The organism is Roseateles sp., assembly GCF_046300915.1.
Classification (GTDB): Bacteria; Pseudomonadota; Gammaproteobacteria; order Burkholderiales; family Burkholderiaceae_C; genus Kinneretia.
In genome coordinates, this window is record NZ_JBKCLH010000071.1 from 1 (window position 1) to 17,567 (window position 17,567).

16 protein-coding genes are annotated in these 17,567 nt (G+C 68.6%); 8 read left to right on the forward strand and 8 right to left on the reverse strand.

Annotated features, from left to right (window positions below; genetic code table 11):
- The 3 genes from ACK5F2_RS05235 to ACK5F2_RS05245 all read right to left on the reverse strand — a co-directional run.
- The coding region (locus ACK5F2_RS05235) for a putative 2-aminoethylphosphonate ABC transporter permease subunit (RefSeq protein ID WP_409863287.1) at nt 1-1,726 on the reverse strand (1,726 nt) is incomplete at its 3' end.
- A 26-nt stretch (nt 1,727-1,752) separates the two neighbouring features.
- Complete coding sequence (locus ACK5F2_RS05240; protein ID WP_409863288.1) at nt 1,753-2,871, reverse strand: putative 2-aminoethylphosphonate ABC transporter ATP-binding protein; 1,119 nt, start codon at nt 2,869-2,871, stop codon at nt 1,753-1,755.
- A 31-nt stretch (nt 2,872-2,902) separates the two neighbouring features.
- Entirely contained in the window at nt 2,903-3,946 is a 1,044-nt protein-coding gene (locus ACK5F2_RS05245) for a putative 2-aminoethylphosphonate ABC transporter substrate-binding protein (RefSeq protein ID WP_409863289.1), read from the reverse strand.
- Nucleotides 3,947-4,104: 158 nt separating this feature from the next.
- Here ACK5F2_RS05245 and ACK5F2_RS05250 point away from each other — a divergent pair, with 158 nt between their 5' ends.
- The 7 genes from ACK5F2_RS05250 to ACK5F2_RS05280 all read left to right on the forward strand — a co-directional run bounded on the left by ACK5F2_RS05250 (nt 4,105) and on the right by ACK5F2_RS05280 (nt 10,338).
- Entirely contained in the window at nt 4,105-4,785 is a 681-nt protein-coding gene (locus ACK5F2_RS05250) for a phosphonate utilization associated transcriptional regulator (RefSeq protein ID WP_409863291.1), read from the forward strand.
- 11 nt (nt 4,786-4,796) lie between these two features.
- Nucleotides 4,797-5,666, forward strand: coding sequence for an EamA family transporter (locus tag ACK5F2_RS05255; RefSeq protein ID WP_409863293.1), 870 nt, complete (start codon nt 4,797-4,799; stop codon nt 5,664-5,666).
- Between the two features lie 65 nt (nt 5,667-5,731).
- The gene (locus ACK5F2_RS05260; RefSeq protein ID WP_409863294.1) at nt 5,732-7,123 is read left to right on the forward strand and encodes an ethanolamine ammonia-lyase subunit EutB; all 1,392 of its coding nucleotides are present in this window, start codon (nt 5,732-5,734) and stop codon (nt 7,121-7,123) included.
- Nucleotides 7,120-7,929 carry an ethanolamine ammonia-lyase subunit EutC gene (gene eutC / locus ACK5F2_RS05265; RefSeq protein ID WP_409863296.1) on the forward strand — a complete coding sequence of 270 codons (810 nt, stop codon included), beginning with the start codon at nt 7,120-7,122 and terminating at the stop codon, nt 7,927-7,929. The genes ACK5F2_RS05260 and eutC overlap by 4 nt, the downstream gene beginning before the upstream one ends.
- A 112-nt stretch (nt 7,930-8,041) precedes the next feature.
- Nucleotides 8,042-8,293, forward strand: a complete 252-nt coding sequence (locus ACK5F2_RS05270; protein WP_409863297.1) for a hypothetical protein — start codon at nt 8,042-8,044, stop codon at nt 8,291-8,293.
- Between the two features lie 153 nt (nt 8,294-8,446).
- Entirely contained in the window at nt 8,447-9,523 is a 1,077-nt protein-coding gene (locus ACK5F2_RS05275) for a sensor histidine kinase (RefSeq protein WP_409863299.1), read from the forward strand.
- Nucleotides 9,520-10,338, forward strand: coding sequence for a LytR/AlgR family response regulator transcription factor (locus tag ACK5F2_RS05280; protein WP_409863300.1), 819 nt, complete (start codon nt 9,520-9,522; stop codon nt 10,336-10,338). The genes ACK5F2_RS05275 and ACK5F2_RS05280 overlap by 4 nt, the downstream gene beginning before the upstream one ends.
- A 33-nt stretch (nt 10,339-10,371) precedes the next feature.
- Here the strand turns inward: ACK5F2_RS05280 and ACK5F2_RS05285 are convergent, their stop codons facing one another.
- The 5 genes from ACK5F2_RS05285 to kynB form a co-directional block, all read right to left on the reverse strand.
- Nucleotides 10,372-10,569 carry a hypothetical protein gene (locus ACK5F2_RS05285; protein ID WP_409863302.1) on the reverse strand — a complete coding sequence of 66 codons (198 nt, stop codon included), beginning with the start codon at nt 10,567-10,569 and terminating at the stop codon, nt 10,372-10,374.
- Nucleotides 10,570-10,708: 139 nt separating this feature from the next.
- Entirely contained in the window at nt 10,709-12,523 is a 1,815-nt protein-coding gene (locus tag ACK5F2_RS05290) for an aminopeptidase P family protein (protein WP_409863303.1), read from the reverse strand.
- 125 nt (nt 12,524-12,648) lie between these two features.
- The gene (gene kynA, locus ACK5F2_RS05295) at nt 12,649-13,500 is read right to left on the reverse strand and encodes a tryptophan 2,3-dioxygenase (RefSeq protein WP_409863304.1); all 852 of its coding nucleotides are present in this window, start codon (nt 13,498-13,500) and stop codon (nt 12,649-12,651) included.
- Nucleotides 13,497-14,795, reverse strand: coding sequence for a kynureninase (gene kynU, locus ACK5F2_RS05300; RefSeq protein WP_409863306.1), 1,299 nt, complete (start codon nt 14,793-14,795; stop codon nt 13,497-13,499). Before kynU ends, kynA begins: the two co-directional genes overlap by 4 nt.
- A gap of 10 nt (nt 14,796-14,805) precedes the next feature.
- Complete coding sequence (gene kynB, locus ACK5F2_RS05305; protein WP_409863307.1) at nt 14,806-15,429, reverse strand: arylformamidase; 624 nt, start codon at nt 15,427-15,429, stop codon at nt 14,806-14,808.
- 247 nt (nt 15,430-15,676) lie between these two features.
- Here kynB and ACK5F2_RS05310 point away from each other — a divergent pair.
- Nucleotides 15,677-17,567 (forward strand): bifunctional salicylyl-CoA 5-hydroxylase/oxidoreductase (locus ACK5F2_RS05310; protein WP_409863309.1); only part of this gene is annotated, 1,891 nt, incomplete at its 3' end.

The window sequence follows — 17,567 nt, forward strand, 5'->3', positions numbered from 1 at the left end:
GAACTGCCTCTATCTGCTGCTGGGCCCAGCGGCCCAGCAGCAGATAGAGGCAGTTCACCGCCAGCGAGACGCCGACGATGAGCACCGCCATGGCGGTGGCTGCGCCGATCTCGCCGGCCTCGTCCAGGTTCAGGATGGCCACCGAGGCCAGCTTGGTGTCGGGCGAGTAGAGGAAGACCACGGCCGAGACCGTGGTCATGGCGTTGACGAAGAAGTAGCGCGAGACCTCGATCAGGGTGGGTAGGCAGATGGGCAGGGTGACGCGCCACAAGGTTTTGTAGAAAGGCACCTTGAGCGAGGCCGAGACGGCCTCGAACTCGGGGTCCAGGGCCTTGAGCGCGGTGACCATGGTCATATGACCCGTGGTGTAGAAGTGCACCACGGTGCACAGCACCAGCAGGGCGCCGCTCTGGTAGAGGAAGTTCAGCGGGTTGGCCGGCGCGTTGAAGAAGAAGATATAGCCCAGGCCCAGCACCAGGCCGGGCACGGCCATGGGCAGGCTGGCCAGCAGGCGCAGCAGGCTGCGCAGCGGGGCCAGGCCGCGGGTCTTCTCCAGCAGATAGGCGCCCAGGAAGATCAGCAGCGGGCCCAGCAGGGCGCTGCCGGCCGCCAACTTCAGGCTGTTGATCAGGGCATCGCCCAGCTCCGCGTCCACGATGCCCACCACATAGTGGTCCAGGCTGAGGCTCAGGTTGTAGGGCCAGAGCTTGACGAAGGAGGCATAGACCGCCATCAGGAACATGGCCAGCATCAGGGCCGCGATCAGGGCGCAGAAGGCCAGCATCAGGGCGTCGAAGCCCCGTGAGCGCTTGGGCACCAGGGCCACGGCGCGGGCGCCCAGCATGGCGGTCTGGCGGCGCTGCAGCCAGTGGTCCACGCCAAAGCTCAGGGCGGCGGGCGTGAGCAGCAGCAGGGCCACCACGGCGCCGCGCTGGAAGTCCTGCTGGCCGATCACGAGCTTGAACACATCGGTGGCCAGCACATTGAAGTCGCCGCCGATCACCTTGGGCACGCCGAAGTCCGTGATCACCAGGGTGAAGCTCAGCAGGGCAGCCGAGACCAGGCCGTACTTGGCGCCGGGCAGGGTGATGGTGATGAACTTGCGCCAAGCCGAGGCGCCCATGGCCTCGGCGCTTTCGTACAGGCGCGCGTCGGCCAGGCTCAGTGCCGTGACCAGCACCATCAGCACATGGGGGAAGACCGCGAAGCATTGCGCCAGCACCAGGCCCGGCGCACCGTAGATGCTCTCGAAGCCCAGGGCCTGCAACAAGCCCTTGGCCACGCCCTGGTTGCCGAACCAGTAGATCAGGGAGATGGCCGAGAGCAGGGAAGGGGCCAGCAGGGGCAGCAGGCTGATGCTGCGCAAGAGGCCCTTGGCCGGCATGGCGCTGCGCGTGAGCCCGTAGGCGAAGACAAAGGCCAGGGGCAGCACGATGAGGGTGACCATCACCGAGACCCAGAGGCTGTTCCACAGGCTGGACAGCAGGCCCGGCGAGGCCAGATAGGCCCAGAAATGGGCGAAGGCACCGCCTGGTCCAGCCTGGCCGCCATGGCTGAAGGCCTGGGCCAGCAAGGCCGCCAGCGGCCCGCCCAGTCCCAGCAGCAGCAGGGCGCACAGGCCCAGCAGGCCCAGCTGGGCCAGGCGCTCGGCCAGCGGCACCTTCTGGCGCGGCGCGGCCAGCGCGGCGCCGTCTTGCGGACCGAGGGGGCGGGAGGCGATGGGCATGCTGAGGGAGGAGGTTGGAGAGCTGCTCACGATGCGCTGCCGGCGGCGGGGAAGACGCGCAACCGGTCGGTGCGCAGGGCAAAGCGCAGCTGCCGGCCGGCGGCCACACCGAACTCGTCCATCTGGTTGAGGGAGAACTGCAGGTCCACCGGCTGGTTGTCCAGGCCCTCGATGGCGATGCGGGCCAGGCAGTTGCCGCCCAGGAACTCCACCTGCTGCACCTTGCCCCAACACAGGCCGGGATGGTCGTCGGGCAGGTGCTGCTCGATCATGCGGTCCTCGGGGCGCAGATAGAGCGAGAGGCGGGCGCCGGGGCGGAAGGCCGCTGCGTTATCGGCGTCATGCCCGCTGGCGCCCGGCGGGCAGTACCAGCGCTTGCTGCCGCAGCGCACCCAGTGATCGCCCTCGGACACGGCCTCCAGACGGTTGACCTTGCCCACGAAGTCGGCCACGAAGGCCGAGGCGGGCTGGCGGTAGATCTCGAGCGGCGTGCCCACCTGCTCGATGCGCCCGGCATTCATCACCACGATGCGGTCGGCCACGGCCAGTGCTTCCTCCTGGTCATGGGTCACCATGATGGTGGTCACGCCCAGGCGCTGCTGCAGGGCGCGGATCTCGTTGCGCAGATGCACGCGCACCAGGGCGTCCAGGGCCGAGAGCGGCTCATCCAGCAGCAGCAGCCCCGGCGCCGTGGCCAGGGCCCGTGCCAGGGCCACGCGCTGCTGCTGGCCGCCCGACATCTGGGCCGGGTACTTGGCGCCGGTGCCCGAGAGCCCCACCAGGTCCAGCAGCTCCTCGACGCGGGCGCGCCGCCAGGTCCGGGTCTGGCCCTTGAGGCCATAGGCCACGTTCTCCGCAATCGTGAGATTGGGGAACAGGGCGTAGGACTGGAAGACGATGCCGTAGTCGCGGCCGGCGGGCGGCTCGCGCGAGATGTCACGGCCGGCCTGGATCAGGCGGCCGCAGCTCTGCTGCTCCAGGCCCGCGATGATGCGCAGCAAGGTGGTCTTGCCGCAGCCCGAGGGGCCGAGAAAGCAGATGAACTCGCCGCGCTGGATGCTCAGCTGGATCTCGCTGAGGGCCTGGAAAGCGCCGAAGCGCTTGCCCAGGTCCTGCAGCTCCAGATAGGGGGTGGAGACGCTCATGGTGGACCTGCCGTTCTGGAGTGCGCCGGACTTACTTGCGCTTCTCGCTCTTGCCGTCGTAGCGGCGGGTCCACTCGGCGAGCACACGCTCGCGAGCGGTGGCCGACTCGTTGAAGTCCAGCTTCACCAAGCGCGACTCATAGTCGGCCGGGATATTGGGCAGCTTGGGGGCCACGCCGGGTTGGGCGGTGATGGCGAAGTTCTTGCCATAGAGCTTCATGGCGTCCTTGCTGGAAGCCCAATCGGCCAGCTTCTTGGCGGCTGCGATCTTCTTCGTGCCCTTGTGGATGGCGAAGGCCTCCAGGTCCCAGCCCAGGCCCTCCTTGGGGAAGACCAGCTCGATGGGCGCGCCCTTGGCCTTGTTGGTGTGGCCGCGGTACTCGAAGGAAATGCCCGCCACATACTCGCCGGCGGCGGCCATATTGCAGGGCTTGGAGCCGGAGTGGGTGTACTGGGCGATGTTCTGATGCAGCGCGTCCATGTACTTCCAGCCGCCGCCCTGGCCGTTGTCGTCACCCCAGAGCTTGAGCCAGGCCACCACGTCGAAGTAGCCGGTGCCGGAGGAGGCAGGGTTGGGCATCACGACCTGACCCTTGAATTCGGGCTTGAGCAGGTCCTTCCAGCTGGTGGGCAGGGGGATGTTGCGCTTCTTGGCCTCCACGGTGTTGAAGCACACCGTGGCGCCGAACACATTCATGCCCCACCAGGCGGGCGTGGCGGCCTTGTCGCGGTACTGGGGCATGATCGCGTCCAGATTCAGCGGCGCGTAGGGTTCCAGCATGCCCTTGTTCTGCAGCAGGGCCAGGCTGGAGGCGGCCACGCCCCAGACCACGTCGGCCTGCGGATTGGCCTGCTCGGCCAGCAGCTTGGCGGTGATCACGCCGGTGGAGTCGCGCACCCACTTGATGTCCACATCGGGATGCACCTGGTTGAAGGCCGTCTGGTAGGCCTTGAGCTGGTCGGTCTCCAGCGCCGTGTAGACGGTCAGCTGAACCTTGTCACTGGCCAGTGCGCTGGCGGCGCAGAGGCTGCCCAGCAGGGCGACCATGAACTTCTTGTGGAACGTGAACCTCATCATGAGCTCCTTGGTGAACGAACAGTCGCATTTATGGCTATGGCTGATGACAAACCCATGTCACACAGGCAATGCAAGATCGAGGCCAAGGGTTTTTGTAGGTTGAATGTTGTCGATTGTCGACAATCTGTAGTCGGGTCTATACACTGGAGTCCGCCATGAACAGCCCTCGTCAGATCCAGCCCCTGATCGCACAGCTGCAGTGCAATTCCCTCGCCAATCTGGTGCAGGCGCATATCGAAGAGCAGATCCTGTCCGGCGCCCTCAAGGGCGGCGACAAGCTCACCGAGCAGCTGCTGGCCGAGCAGCTGGGTGTGTCCCGCGCGCCGGTGCGCGAGGCCTTTCGCATGCTGGAAGAGGCAGGCCTGGTGCGCACCGAGAAGAACCGCGGCGTCTTCGTGCGCGCCGTGTCGCTGGAGGAGGCGCTGGAGATCTTCGAGCTGCGCGCGATGATGGACCAGTATGTGGGCCGCAAGCTGGCCCAGACCCTGGGCGCGCCCGAGATCCGCGAGCTGCGCCGCATGGCCGACACCATGGATCAGGCCGCCAAGAGCGACGACGCGGCGCTGTTCCACGAGACCAATCTGGCCTTCCACGACCGCCTGCTAGAGCTGGCCGGCAATGCCAAGCTCTGCGCCGTCTACCGCAAGCTCACCAAGGAGCTGACCATGTTCCGGCGCCAGAACCTGAGCCATGAATCCATGGCCATCTACGCCCGCGAACACCGCCAGATCGTCAAGGCCATCGCCTCGGGCGATGCCGAGGCGGCGGGCCAGGCCATGTTCGAGCATGTGATGAACAGCCGCGAGCGCACCCGCAAGCGTTTGACAAGCGCCTGAGACGCTCGGCCGTGGACATCAGCCTGCCCGTACTTGCTGCCGTACTCCTGGGGGCACTGCTGCATGCCAGCTGGAACGCGCTGATCAAGTCCGCACCCGACAAGGCGCTCAACACCGCTCTGATCCACGGCCTGGGCACCGTGCTGGCCCTGCCCCTGCTGCTGCTCACCGGTCTGCCCCAGGCGGCGGCCTGGCCCTATGTGATCACGTCCACCCTGATCCACATCGGCTACTACACGGCCCTGGCTGGGGCCTACAAGCATGGCGATCTGGGCCTTACCTATCCGCTGATGCGCGGCAGCGCGCCCCTGCTGGTGGCCTTGGGCAGCCATGCCCTGCTGGGCGAGCAGCTCTCCACCCTGGCCTGGGTGGGTGTGCTGACCATCAGCCTGGGCGTGCTGACCCTGGGCCTAGCCCAGGCGGGATCGGCCGGTGGCGACGAGTTGCGCCGGCGCAAGGCCATGCGCTACGCCCTGATCAATGCCGTCTTCATCGCCGCCTACACCGTGGTGGACGGCCTGGGCGTGCGTGCCAATGGCGAGGCCGCCTCCTATGTGGCGGCGCTCTTCCTGCTGGATGGTGTGCCTTACCTCAGCCTGGTGCTGTGGCAGCGCCGGGATCGCCTGGCCGAGGTGCGGGCCTATATGGCGGCGCGCTGGAAACCTGCGGCGGGCGGCACGGCCGCCTCCCTAGGCAGCTACGGCATTGCGCTATGGGCCATGATGCATGCGCCCGTGGCCACGGTGGCGGCCCTGCGCGAGACCTCGGTGCTCTTCGCGGCCCTGATCGGCAGCCTGCTGCTGGGCGAGCGCTTTGGCTGGCAGCGCGCGGCCGGCACCGGCGTGATCCTGGCCGGCATCATGGCCCTGCGCCTGGCCTGAGGCTTTGCACCCCTGTGCGGGGCGGCACGGTAGCGCCCTGGCACGCGATTCGCTAGGCTGGCTGCATGGCGTATCGACAGCTTCTGGGCGGCATGCTCTGGCACTTCGAGGATCTGCGCAGCCTGCTGGCCCGGGCCAGCCCTCTGCGCTCGGGCGACCAGCTGGTCGGCCTGGCCGCGGGCAGCGCCACCGAGCGCATGGCCGCCCGCCTGACCCTGGCCGAGCTGCCGCTCAAGGCCTTTCTGAACGAGGCCCTGGTGCCTTACGAGGCCGACGAGGTCACGCGCCTCATCCTGGACACGCATGACGCGGCGGCCTTCGCTGCGGTGGCCCATCTCAGCGTGGGCGACTTCCGCGACTGGCTGCTGTCGGACGCCGCCGACAGCGCCGCGCTCGCCGCCCTGGCCCCGGGGCTCACGCCCGAGATGGTGGCGGCCGTCTCCAAGCTGATGCGCAACCAGGACCTGATCGCGGTGGCGCGCAAATGCCGGGTGGTCACCCGCTTTCGCAACACCCTGGGCCTGCCCGGCCATCTGGCGGTGCGCCTGCAGCCCAACCATCCCACCGACGATGCGCGCGGCATTGCCGCCGCCATCGTGGACGGCCTGCTTTACGGCGCGGGCGACGCGGTCATCGGCATCAACCCGGTGAGCGACAGCCTGGTCCAGCTGGAGGGGCTGCTGCGCCTGCTGGACCAGCTGATCACGCAGCTGGGCGCGCCCACCCAGGCCAGCGTGCTCACCCATGTGAGCAATACCCTGGCCCTGATCGAGCGCGGCGTGCCGGTGGATCTGGTGTTCCAGTCCATTGCCGGCACCGAGGCCGCCAACCGCAGCTTCGGCATCGATCTGGCCCTGCTGCGCGAGGCCCAGGCCGCGGCCCTGGCCCAGGGGCGTGGCAGTCTGGGCGAGAACCTCATGTACTTCGAGACCGGGCAGGGCAGTGCGCTCTCGGCCGGTGCCCACCACGGCCTGGACCAGCAGACCTGCGAGGCGCGAGCCTACGCGGTGGCGCGCGCCTTCAAGCCCCTGCTCACCAACACGGTGGTGGGCTTTATCGGCCCCGAATACCTGTTCGACGGCAAGCAGATCCTGCGGGCCGGCCTGGAAGACCATTGCTGCGGCAAGCTGCTGGGCCTGCCCATGGGCTGCGATGTCTGCTACACCAACCATGCCGAGGCCGACCAGGACGATATGGACAATCTGCTCACCCTGCTGGGCGTGGCCGGCGTGAACTTCGTGATGGGCGTGCCCGGGGCCGACGACATCATGCTGAACTACCAGAGCAGCTCCTTCCACGACGCGCTCTATCTGCGCGAAACCCTGGGCCTGCGGCGCGCGCCCGAGTTCCAGGCCTGGCTGGAGGGCCTGGGGGTGGTGGACGCGCAGGGCCGCCTGCTGCCGGTGGGCCCGCAACATCCGGCGCTGGCGCGGCTGCGCCAGCCCCTGCTGGCATGAGCGACGATCCCACCGAACTGCCCGCCCACAGCGACGCCGCCTGGGCCGATCTGCGCGCGCTCACCCGGGCCCGTATCGCCCTGGGCCGCAGCGGCGCCGCCCAGCGCAGCCGCGATGTGCTGGCCTTTGGCGTGGACCATGCCCTGGCCCGCGATGCGGTGCACCTGGGCCTGGACGAGGCAGCGCTGCAGGCCGAGCTGGCGGGGCAGGGCTGGGAGACCCTGAGCCTGCACAGCGCCGCCCCCGACCGCGCTCGCTACCTGATGCGCCCCGATCTGGGGCGGCGTCTGTCGCCCGAGAGCGCCGCGGCCCTGGACGCCGCCTGCGGCCGGTGGGGCGAGATCGAGCTGCTGCCGGTGCTGGCCGACGGGCTCTCGGCCCTGGCCGTGCAACGCCATGCGCCCGCCGTGCTGGCCGCGCTGCGCGAGCGTGCCGGGCCGGGCCTGCGCCTGGGGCCGGTGCTGATCGCCCGCCAGGCCCGGGTGGCCCTGGGCGACGAGATCGGCGAGCGCCTGCGCGCCCAGGCGGTGCTGATGCTCATCGGTGAGCGCCCCGGTCTGAGCTCGCCCGACAGCCTGGGCCTTTACCTGACCTGGGCGCCGCGCCGCGGGCGCAGCGATGCCGAGCGCAACTGCATCTCCAATGTGCGGGCCGAGGGTCTGGCGCCCACCGAGGCTGCGCGCAAGCTGCTGTGGCTGCTGCGCGAGGCGCGGCGCCTGGGCCAGACCGGGGTGGCGCTCAAGGACCAGAGCGATGCGCCGGCTCTGGAAGCAGCCCCTGCTGCGCCTCGGTTGAGCGGGGCCTGAGCGGGCGCCCCCCATTGGAGGGCCCTCTTCGGTTGTATGGCGCTGGCGCTGCGTGGCGGCCATAGTTGCAGCGCAGTCAAGCAGTCGGCCGCAGGCGGCCAAGGAGCGCAGCATGCATTTCGAAGAAGTCGACGCCGGGGATTTCCGCATCTACGCCGGCGCCATGGAGCGACCGCGCAGCTTTGGTTATGTGGCCGCGGTGGTGGTGATGCGCTTGCGCAGCGGTGGAGGCGCCGGTCGGCAGGAGATGTTCAGGGACGAAAACTTGGCCGGCGGCTATGGCTGGGCATCACCAGCCGAGGCGCTGCGCTTTGCCATCAGCGCCGGCCGTGATGTGGTGATGTGCGGTTCCAAGAGGCCTTGAGCCGGTCTCGGGTGCCAGCGCCGGCCCGCCGCTGAGGGTCGCGATTCCGTCGTTCGTCGCGCCACACCCGGTACGGGCTTGGAGTGCTGCGTCCGGGCACGCTATCGTGCCGGCATGTTCCTAGCGGCGCCATCTCCATCCCGCGGCTCTCCCTTGCCCAGCCATCGCGAGGCCTGGCAGGCTTTCGTCGCCACGCTGACGCCCGGGCGCATTGCCGTCGCCCTGGGCCTGGCCGTGATCGCGGCCCTGCTGCTGGCCCCCATCTTCATCACGCCTACCCCCGTGTTGCTGGGGCGCACGCTCTTCGTGGGCTTGCTCAGCCTGCTGGCTTTTGCCGCAGCCGGGCAGTGGCCGCGGCGTCTGCCGCGTTGGCTGGCGCGCTGGTTCTTCCAGGGGGTGGTGGTGGTGGCGGCGGTTCCGGCCGGCACGCGTCTGGTCTATCTGGTGTCGGTGGGCGGGGATTTCTCCAGTCTCTTGCGCAGCGAGGGGCGACTGCTCGGTTTTATGTGGATCGCCGGATCGGGCCTCTTGATCGGCCCTTTGCTGGCCATGGGGGCGCTCTACCGTCAGCGGGATGCCGAAGCGCGCAGCCAGGCGCTTCACTTTGAGCTGGAGCGCAGCGAGCTGGAGCGCCGCGCCCTGGATGCTCGCTTGCGCCTGGTACAGGCGCAGGTGGAGCCGCACTTTCTATTCAACACCCTGGCCAATGTCCGCGCCCTGGTCGAGACCGGATCCCCGCAGGCGGCGCCGGTGCTGGGCAGCTTGATTGCCTATCTGCGCGCGGCCATGCCGCGTCTTCAAGATCAGAGTGCCAGCCTGGGCGACGAGCTGAGCCTGGTGCGCGCTTACCTGGAGCTCATGCATCTGCGCATGCCGGACCGTCTGGCTTACCGCATCGAGGTGCCGGCCGCGTTGCAGACCCTTCGCTTTCCGCCCATGGCCCTGCTGACGCTGGTGGAGAACGCGGTGCGTCACGGTATCGACCCGAGCGAGGAGGGCGGTGTCATCGAGCTGGGCGGGCGGCGCGAGGGGGGCGACGGACCTGTGAGGCTGTGGGTGAGCGATAGCGGGATAGGGCTGAGCGACACCAGCGCTTCGGTCGGCAGCAGCGGTACGGGCTTGCGCAATCTGCGTGAGCGTCTGCAACTGGCCTTCGGCAGCTCCGCACGCCTGGACCTGACGGAAAATCTTCCGCATGGCCTTCGCGCCGAGATCGAATTTCAGCCATGAACTTGAATGTCGCCCCCACAGCACTGATTGCCGATGATGAGCCCCTGCTGCGAGACAGCCTCGAGCGTGCCCTGGCTCAGGTCTGGCCCGAGTTGCGTGTGGTGGCCCGGGCGCGCAACGGACGTGAAGCCGTGGAGCTGTTTGAGCAACTGCAGCCGCAGATCGTGTTTCTGGACGTGCATATGCCGGGCCTGAGCGGTGTGGAGGCAGCGCGCCAGCTGGCACGGCGGGCGCAGCTGGTCTTTGTGACGGCCTATGAGCAGTATGCGGTGCAGGCCTTTGAGCAAGGGGCCCTGGACTACCTAGTCAAGCCGGTGGAGCCCGCTCGCCTGCAGGACACGGTGCAGCGCCTTCAAGAGCGCTTGGCCCGCCATTCGGGGAACACGCTAGGCGGCGCGGCGCTGGAGGCGGCGATGGAGGCTGCCCTGGCGCAGCTGGATCAGCGCCTGCGCATGGTGCCTGCGGCAGCGCCGCCGCCGAGCCAGCCTGCCTATTTGCAGTGGCTCAGGGCATCGGTAGGTTCGACATTGAAGCTGATCCCGGTGGACCAGGTCATCTTCATGCGCTCAGATGAAAAATACACCCTGGTGGTCTGGCAGGAAGGTGAAGCCCTGATCCGCACCCCCATCCGCGAGTTGATCGAGCAACTCGATCCCCAGACCTTTGCCCAGGTGCACCGCTCGGTGGTCGTGAATCTGCACGCGATCAGCCACGTGACCCGAGGGCCCAATGAAACCGCGGATCTGCACCTGCGCGGCCGCCCCGAAATCCTGCCGGTCAGCCGCAGCTATCTGCATCTGTTCCGGCAGATGTAGCCGGTTCGGCGTTCGCCCTCGGACCGAGCGGCTTCAGCGCACTGCGGGCACCTGAACCAGCACCGGTTCCAGCAGCCAGACGGCCACCCGGGTGTTGAGCGCCTCCACCGTGGCCAGCGCGGCCAGCGCCAGCAGGATGATCAGCAGGCCGCGATGCAAGCCGTCCTCGGAGAAGCCGTGGGAGAAGAGAAGCGGCGGCGGGGCTGGAGGCTGGGAAGAAGCGCCGGGCATGGCCGGGACCACTCGCTTGCTGGACTGCCGCATTTGAGCCTCCGTAGGGATGTGACGGGGGCGGCGCCATGCCGCCCCGTGTCCATCCTGTACAGAGTCTAGGCTCTTGCGCTCGGCTTCGCCAGCCGGCGCAGGACGATCAGACCAGCGCCTCGGTACGCTGGGTCAGCCAGTCCAGGGCCGCGCCGCTCAGCAGCGGGGCCAGGCGGCGGCGCACCTCGGCGTGGTAGCGGTTGAGCCAGTCCACTTCCTCGGCATTGAGCAGACCGCGCGTGATGCAGCGGGTGTCGATGGGGCACAGGGTCAGGGTCTCGAAGGCCAGCATCTCGCCGAACTGACCGTTCTCGGGCGTCTCGTGCGCCACATTGAGGATCAGGTTCTCGATGCGCACGCCCCACTGGCCCGGGCGGTAGAGGCCGGGTTCGTTGGAGGTGATCATGCCAGGCTCCATGGCCATATTCGCATCCGGCACGGCCTTGGAGATGCTCTGCGGGCCCTCGTGCACATTGATGAAATAGCCCACGCCATGGCCGGTGCCATGGCCGTAGTCCAGGCCGTGCTGCCACAGCGGCACGCGGGCCAGGGCATCCAGCATGGGGCTGAGCGTGCCGCGCGGGAAGACGGCGCGGCTTAGATTGATCATGCCCTTGAGCACCAGGGTGTAGTCGCGCTTTTGCGCCTCGCTGACCTGGCCGATGGGCCAGACCCGGGTGATGTCGGTGGTGCCGCCCAGGAACTGCGCGCCGGAGTCGATCAGCAGCAGGCCGTTGCCCTCGATCTGGGCGTAGGACTCGGGCGTGGCCCGGTAGTGCGGCATCGCGCCATTGGCGTTGAAGCCGGCGATGGTGGGGAAGCTCAGGCCCTTGAAGCCGGGGCGCTGGGCACGCGCGGCGGTGAGCCATTCATCCACCGTCAGCTCGCTCAGGCGCTCACCGCGGGCCAGAGCGGCTTCGAAGCGGGCGTAGAACTCGCACATGGCGGCGCCGTCCTGCTCCATGGCCTGGCGCACAAAGGCGGCTTCCTCGGCTGTCTTGCGGCTCTTGGCCAGGGTGCTGGGGTTGATGGCCTCGATGATGCTCACGGAGGCGGGAGCGGCCTCGCGCAGACCCAGGGTCACGCGCTTGGGGTCCAGCAGCAGATGCGCCTCGGCCGGCAGAGCCGCCAGGGCCGCGGCCGCCTGCTCATAGCTGGCCAGCTTCACGCCGTCGGCCGCGAGGCGCTCGCTGAGGGCCGCGTCCACCTTGCCGGCGCCCACAAAGAGCGTGGCGCTTTGGGCATCCAGCAGCAGATGAGCCATGAAGACGGGGTTGTAGTCCACATCGGCGCCGCGCAGATTCAGCAGCCAGGCCACATCGTCCACGGTGGAGATGAAGTGGTGGCTGGCACCGCGCGTAGCCATGGCGGCGCGCACCTGGGCCAGCTTGTCGGCCCGGCTGACGGCAGCCTCGGGCGGCAGATGCTCATAGACCGGGGCCGCGGGCAGGGCAGGGCGTTCGTCCCAAGCCGCCTGCACCACGTCCAGATCGCTGCGCAGCTTGAGACCGGCTGGCGCCAAGGCGGCACGCAGCTGCTGTGCCAGGGCCAGGCCCAGCACCTGGCCGTCCACGGCCAGGGTCTGGCCGGCGACCAGCTGGGCCAGGATCCAGTCGATGTAATGGCTGGCCGCGCCGGTGTTGACCTTGACCAGCTCGATGCCGGTGCCGGCCAGCTCATGCTCGGCCTGCGACCAGTAGCGGCTGTCGGCAAACACGGCGGCGCGCTCCAGGGTCACGACCAGGGTGCCGGCCGAGCCGGTGAAGCCCGAGAGCCACTGGCGGCCCTGCCAGCGCTCGGGCAGATATTCGGAGAGGTGCGGATCGGCCGAAGGGACCAGGGCGGCGTGGGCGCCTTGTGCACGCAGCGCGTCGCGAACGCGCTCGATGCGCAGGGCCTGGGGGGCGGTACGGGTATCCATGGTCGGGCGTCTCCGGAAATAGGAACGCCGCGGGCCGTGTGGGCGCGCGGCGCTTGCTGTGGATCAAGCGGTGGCGAGATTGTAGAAGCCCGCCCCGCACTCCGCCGCCGCGGGGCGTTCGGCGTTTAAAGCTCGGTGCGCAGGGCCCAGAGCTCGGGGAAGAGCACCACGTCCAGCATCTTGCGCAGATAGCTGACGCCGCCGGTGCCGCCGGTGCCGCGCTTGAAGCCGATCACGCGCTCCACCGTGGTGACATGGCGGAAGCGCCAGAGCCGGAAGGCATCTTCCAGGTCCACCAGCTCTTCGCCCATCTGGTAGAGGTCCCAGTGCTCGCGCGGCGCGCGGTAGACCTGCAGCCAGGCCTGCTTGACGCCCTCATCGGCGGCATAGGCCTGTGTCCAGTCGCGCTGGGTGTGGCTGGCGGGCATGGCGATGCCGCGCCGCGCCATCAGGCGCAGCACCTCGTCATAGAGCGAGGGCGCCTCGAAGGCCGTCTGCACCTGGGCCAGCAGATCGGGCCGGTGGGCATGGGGCTTGAGCATGGCCGGGTTCTTGTTGCCCAGCATGAACTCGATGCGGCGGTACTGCGCGCTCTGGAAGCCGCTGCTATTGGCCAGATAGGGCCGCAGTGCGCTGTACTCGGGCGGGGTCATGGTGCCCAGCACGTCCCAGGCGTGCACCAGCTGCTCCATGATGCGCGAGACCCGGGCCAGCATCTTGAAGGCCTCGGGCAGCTCGTCGGCCGCTACCTTGGCCACGGCGGCCTGCAGCTCGTGCAGCATCAGCTTCATCCACAGCTCCGAGGTCTGGTGCTGGACGATGAAGAGCATCTCGTTGTGCTCGGGCGAGAGCGGGTGCTGGGCGCTGAGCACCTGGTCCAGGTGCAGATAGTCGCCGTAGCTCATGTCCTTGGAGAAGTCGAGCTGAGCCTTCTCTTCGCGGACGATGTTTTCGGTGTGGTGGATGGGGCAAGTCATGTCACGGCCGCCTTCTGGTTGAAGCGGGCTTCGCGCCACTCGCCGCTGGCCAGCACCTGGTGCAGGTGCTCCACGGCGTCCCAGACCTCGGCAAAGCCGATGTACAGCGGGGTGAAGCCGAAGCGCAGGATATGGGGCATGGCGTCCAGGCGGGCCGGATCGCCGGCGCGGTAGTCGCCGATCACGCCGCGTGCGGTCAGGGCCTGCACCACGGCATAGCCGGCCTCCTGCAGCGGGGCCTTGAGCGCCAGGCACACCTGGCTGCCGCGCTGGGCGGGCTCGCGCGGCGAGACCACATAGACGCCCAGCTCGGCGCAGCGCGCCTCGGCCAGGGCGGCAAAGGCCTCGGTCAGGGCCAGGGACTTCTCGCGCAGCGCGCTCATGCCGCCCAGGGGCTCGGCGGCCAGCACCGTGTCCACCCCGCATTCCAGGGCCGAGGTGGCGATCACCGAGGGCGTGCCGCAGACATAGCGGCGCACGCCCGGCGCGGGCCGGTAGTCCGGCGTGAACTGGAAGGGCGCGGCATGGCCCATCCAGCCCGAGAGCGGTTGCCAGAAGCGGTCGGCATGGCGCGGGTGCACCCAGACAAAGGCCGGCGCGCCCGGGCCGCCGTTGAGGTATTTGTAGCCGCAGCCGATGGCGAAGTCGGCATTCGCGCCCTTGAGGTCCACCGGCACGGCGCCGGCCGAGTGGGCCAGGTCCCAGACGGTGAGCGCGCCCGCGGCATGCGCCGCGGCGGTCAGCGCCTTCATATCGTGCTTGTAGCCCGTGCGGTAGTTCACCTCGGTGAGCATCAGCACGGCCAGCTCGGCATTGAGTGCGGCGGGGATCTCGTCCACGCCGTCCACCAGCTTGAGCGTGAAGCCGTGCTGGCGGCACAGGCTCTCGGCGATGTAGAGATCGGTGGGGAAGTTGCTGCGCTCGGACACGATCAGGCGGCGCTGCGGGGCGTCGGTCTTGGTGATCTCCAGGGCCGCGGCCAGCACCTTGTAGAGATTGAGCGAGGTGGAGTCGGCCACCACCAGCTCGCCGGGCGCCGCGCCCACCAGGCGTGCGATCTTGTCGCCCACGCGCTCGGGCAGGTGCATCCAGTCGGCCGTGTTCCAGGCCTTGATCAGGTCGCGGCCCCATTCCTGGGTGATCACTTCCTGCACGCGTGCGGCCGTGGCCTTGGGCAGCACGCCCAGGGAATTGCCGTCCAGATAGATCGTGCCCGGCGGCAGATCGAACTGGGCCTTGAGGCCGCGCAGCGGGTCGGCCGCGTCGCGGGCCAGGGCGTCGTCTCTCGTCTTCATGCTCACTCCATCAAAGGGATCGCAGCACGGCGCGCACCGGGGAGGCGCAGGCACCGGCCAGTTTCAGGGGCAGGGCGATCAGCTCGTAATCGCCCTCGGGTACGTCGTCCAGTACCAGGTTCTCCAGCACGCGCAGGTTCAGGCGCAGCAGCTGCTGGTGGCTGTCCAAGGTCTTGCTGCTGGCCGGGTCCACCGAGGGGGTGTCCAGGCCGATCAGGCGCACGCCGCGCTCGGCCAGCCAGGCCACGGTCTCGGGGGCATAGGCCGTGAAGTCGGGGTTCCAGACCGTGTCGGCGCGCTGCATGCAGCGCACCAGCACGCGCTCGGGCAGATCGGCCGCCGCATGGGCCAGATGCTCGATGCGGATCAGTGCGCCGCAGCCGATGGCATGGATCACGCGGCAGGGGCCGAGGTAGGCGTGCAGATCCACCTCGGCGGCGCTGGCCACGCCATTGGCGTAATGCAGGGGCGCATCGGCATGCGCGCCCACATGGGGCGACATCGTCAGGGCCGAGAGATTGACCGGGCAGTCCGGCGACAGCCTTGCGGTCCAGCGCAGGGCATAGGGCTCGTCGCCGGGAAAGATCGGCGCGTCGGGAGCCACCAGGGGCGAGATATCCCAGAGGCGTTTCATCGTGCTGCTACTCCTTGTGCCCGGCGCTTTTGCCCGGGCGGCGCGCACCTTAACAAGGCTTGAAAAAGCGTGGTGTCGGTTAATTCCAACAAGGCGCGAGGATTTACACAAGAGTCGCGCAAGGCCCTGCACAGCGCATGGCCACGGGGGTAAGTCCCAGGTCCGGGTCATGGGTAAATTGCTTGACGCCTAAACTATCGATGCCTAAAGTTGCCTGCATCCCGGCTCAAGCAAGGCGACGCCCATCATGCGCATCACCTGTATCGGCGGCGGTCCCGCCGGCCTGTATTTCGCGCTGCTGATGAAGAAGCAGAACCCGGCCCACCGGGTGACCGTGCTGGAGCGCAACCGCGCGGGCGACACCTTTGGCTGGGGCGTGGTCTTCTCCGACCAGACCCTGGCCGCGCTGCGCGAGGCCGACCCCGAGACCGCGGCCGAGATCCTGGATGCCTTCAACCACTGGGACGATATCGCCGTGCACATCGAAGGCCGGCGCATGGTCTCGGGCGGCCATGGCTTTTGCGGCATCGGTCGCAAGAAGCTGCTGAACATCCTGCAGTCCCGCTGCGAGGCCCTGGGCGTGGAGCTGCGCTACGAGGCGGACGTGCCGGACGACGGCGCGGTGCAGGACGCCGACCTCATCATTGCGGCCGATGGTCTGAACAGCCGCGTGCGCCAGAAGTACGCCGCCACCTACCAGCCCGATATCGATCTGCGCCGCTGCCGCTTCGTCTGGCTGGGCACGAGCAAGCTCTTCGACGCCTTCACCTTCGACTTCCAGAAAACGCCCTGGGGCTGGTTTCAGGCCCATGCCTACCGCTTCGATGCCACGCATTCCACCTTCATCGTGGAAGCGCCCGAGCCCGTTTGGCAGGCCGCGGGTCTGGAGCAGATGAGCAAGGAGGAGGGCATTGCGTTTTGCGAGCGTCTCTTTGCCGAGGTGTTGGACGGCCACAAGCTCATCTCCAATGCCTCGCATCTGCGCGGCTCGGCCCAGTGGATTCGCTTCCCGCGCGTGGTCTGCAAGACCTGGGTGCATCGCCGCGCCGAGGACGGCGTGCCCGTGGTGCTGATGGGTGACGCGGCCCACACCGCGCATTTCTCCATCGGCTCCGGCACCAAGCTGGCGCTGGAAGACGCCATCGCCCTGGCCCGCGATATCCAGGCTGCCGCGGGCGATTTGGACCAGGCGCTCGCCGCCTACCAGGCCAGCCGCAGCATCGAGGTGCTGCGCATCCAGAACGCCGCGCGCAACAGCACCGAGTGGTTCGAAAACGTGGAGCGCCATGCCCGCCTGGCGCCCGAGCAGTTCGCCTACTCCCTGCTGACGCGCTCGCAGCGCATCTCGCACGAGAACCTGCGCCTGCGCGACAAGCGCTATGTGGAGGACTATGAGCGCTGGCTGGCCCAGCGCAGCGGCCTGGATGGCCAGCAGGCCGTGCCGCCCATGTTCACGCCCTTCAGCCTGCGCGGCCTGCGGCTCAAGAACCGCGTGGTGGTCTCGCCCATGGCGCAGTACAGCTGCCAGGACGGCCTGCCCGGCGACTATCACCTGATGCATCTGGGCGCGCGTGCCGCCGGCGGCGCCGGCCTGGTGTTTGCCGAGATGAGCTGCACCTCGCCCGAGGCGCGCATCACGCCCGGCTGCCCGGGCTTGTGGAACGAGGCCCAGACCGCCGCCTGGAAGCGCATCGTGGACCATGTGCATGCGCACAGCACGGCCAAGATCGCCCTGCAGCTGGGCCACGCCGGGCCCAAGGGTTCCACCCGCGTGGCCTGGGAGGGCATAGACCAGCCGCTGGAGCATGGGAACTGGCCGCTGATCTCGGCCTCGCCCCAGCAGTACCTGCCGGGCGTGAGCCAGGTCTCGCGGGCGATGACGCGCGAGGACATGGACCGCGTCAAGGCCGACTTCGTGGCCGCGACCCGGCGTGCCGCCGCCGCCGGTTTCGACTGGCTGGAGCTGCACTGTGCCCATGGCTATCTGCTCTCCAGCTTCATCTCGCCGCTGACCAACCGGCGCGAGGACGAGTATGGCGGCACGCTGGACAACCGCCTGCGCTACCCGCTGGAGGTGTTTGCCGCCATGCGCGAGGTCTGGCCGCAGGCGCGGCCCATGTCGGTGCGCATCTCGGCCC

What these genes read in the sequence shown, in the direction of transcription:
- ACK5F2_RS05240 (WP_409863288.1), bottom strand. Translation starts at nt 2,871, where the DNA reads ATGAGCGTCTCCACCCCCTATCTGGAGCTGCAGGACCTGGGCAAGCGC.
- ACK5F2_RS05245 (WP_409863289.1), bottom strand. Translation starts at nt 3,946, where the DNA reads ATGAGGTTCACGTTCCACAAGAAGTTCATGGTCGCCCTGCTGGGCAGC.
- ACK5F2_RS05250 (WP_409863291.1), top strand. Translation starts at nt 4,105, where the DNA reads ATGAACAGCCCTCGTCAGATCCAGCCCCTGATCGCACAGCTGCAGTGC.
- ACK5F2_RS05260 (WP_409863294.1), top strand. Translation starts at nt 5,732, where the DNA reads ATGGCGTATCGACAGCTTCTGGGCGGCATGCTCTGGCACTTCGAGGAT.
- eutC (WP_409863296.1), top strand. Translation starts at nt 7,120, where the DNA reads ATGAGCGACGATCCCACCGAACTGCCCGCCCACAGCGACGCCGCCTGG.
- ACK5F2_RS05270 (WP_409863297.1), top strand. Translation starts at nt 8,042, where the DNA reads ATGCATTTCGAAGAAGTCGACGCCGGGGATTTCCGCATCTACGCCGGC.
- ACK5F2_RS05280 (WP_409863300.1), top strand. Translation starts at nt 9,520, where the DNA reads ATGAACTTGAATGTCGCCCCCACAGCACTGATTGCCGATGATGAGCCC.
- ACK5F2_RS05285 (WP_409863302.1), bottom strand. Translation starts at nt 10,569, where the DNA reads ATGCCCGGCGCTTCTTCCCAGCCTCCAGCCCCGCCGCCGCTTCTCTTC.
- ACK5F2_RS05290 (WP_409863303.1), bottom strand. Translation starts at nt 12,523, where the DNA reads ATGGATACCCGTACCGCCCCCCAGGCCCTGCGCATCGAGCGCGTTCGC.
- kynA (WP_409863304.1), bottom strand. Translation starts at nt 13,500, where the DNA reads ATGACTTGCCCCATCCACCACACCGAAAACATCGTCCGCGAAGAGAAG.
- kynU (WP_409863306.1), bottom strand. Translation starts at nt 14,795, where the DNA reads ATGAAGACGAGAGACGACGCCCTGGCCCGCGACGCGGCCGACCCGCTG.
- kynB (WP_409863307.1), bottom strand. Translation starts at nt 15,429, where the DNA reads ATGAAACGCCTCTGGGATATCTCGCCCCTGGTGGCTCCCGACGCGCCG.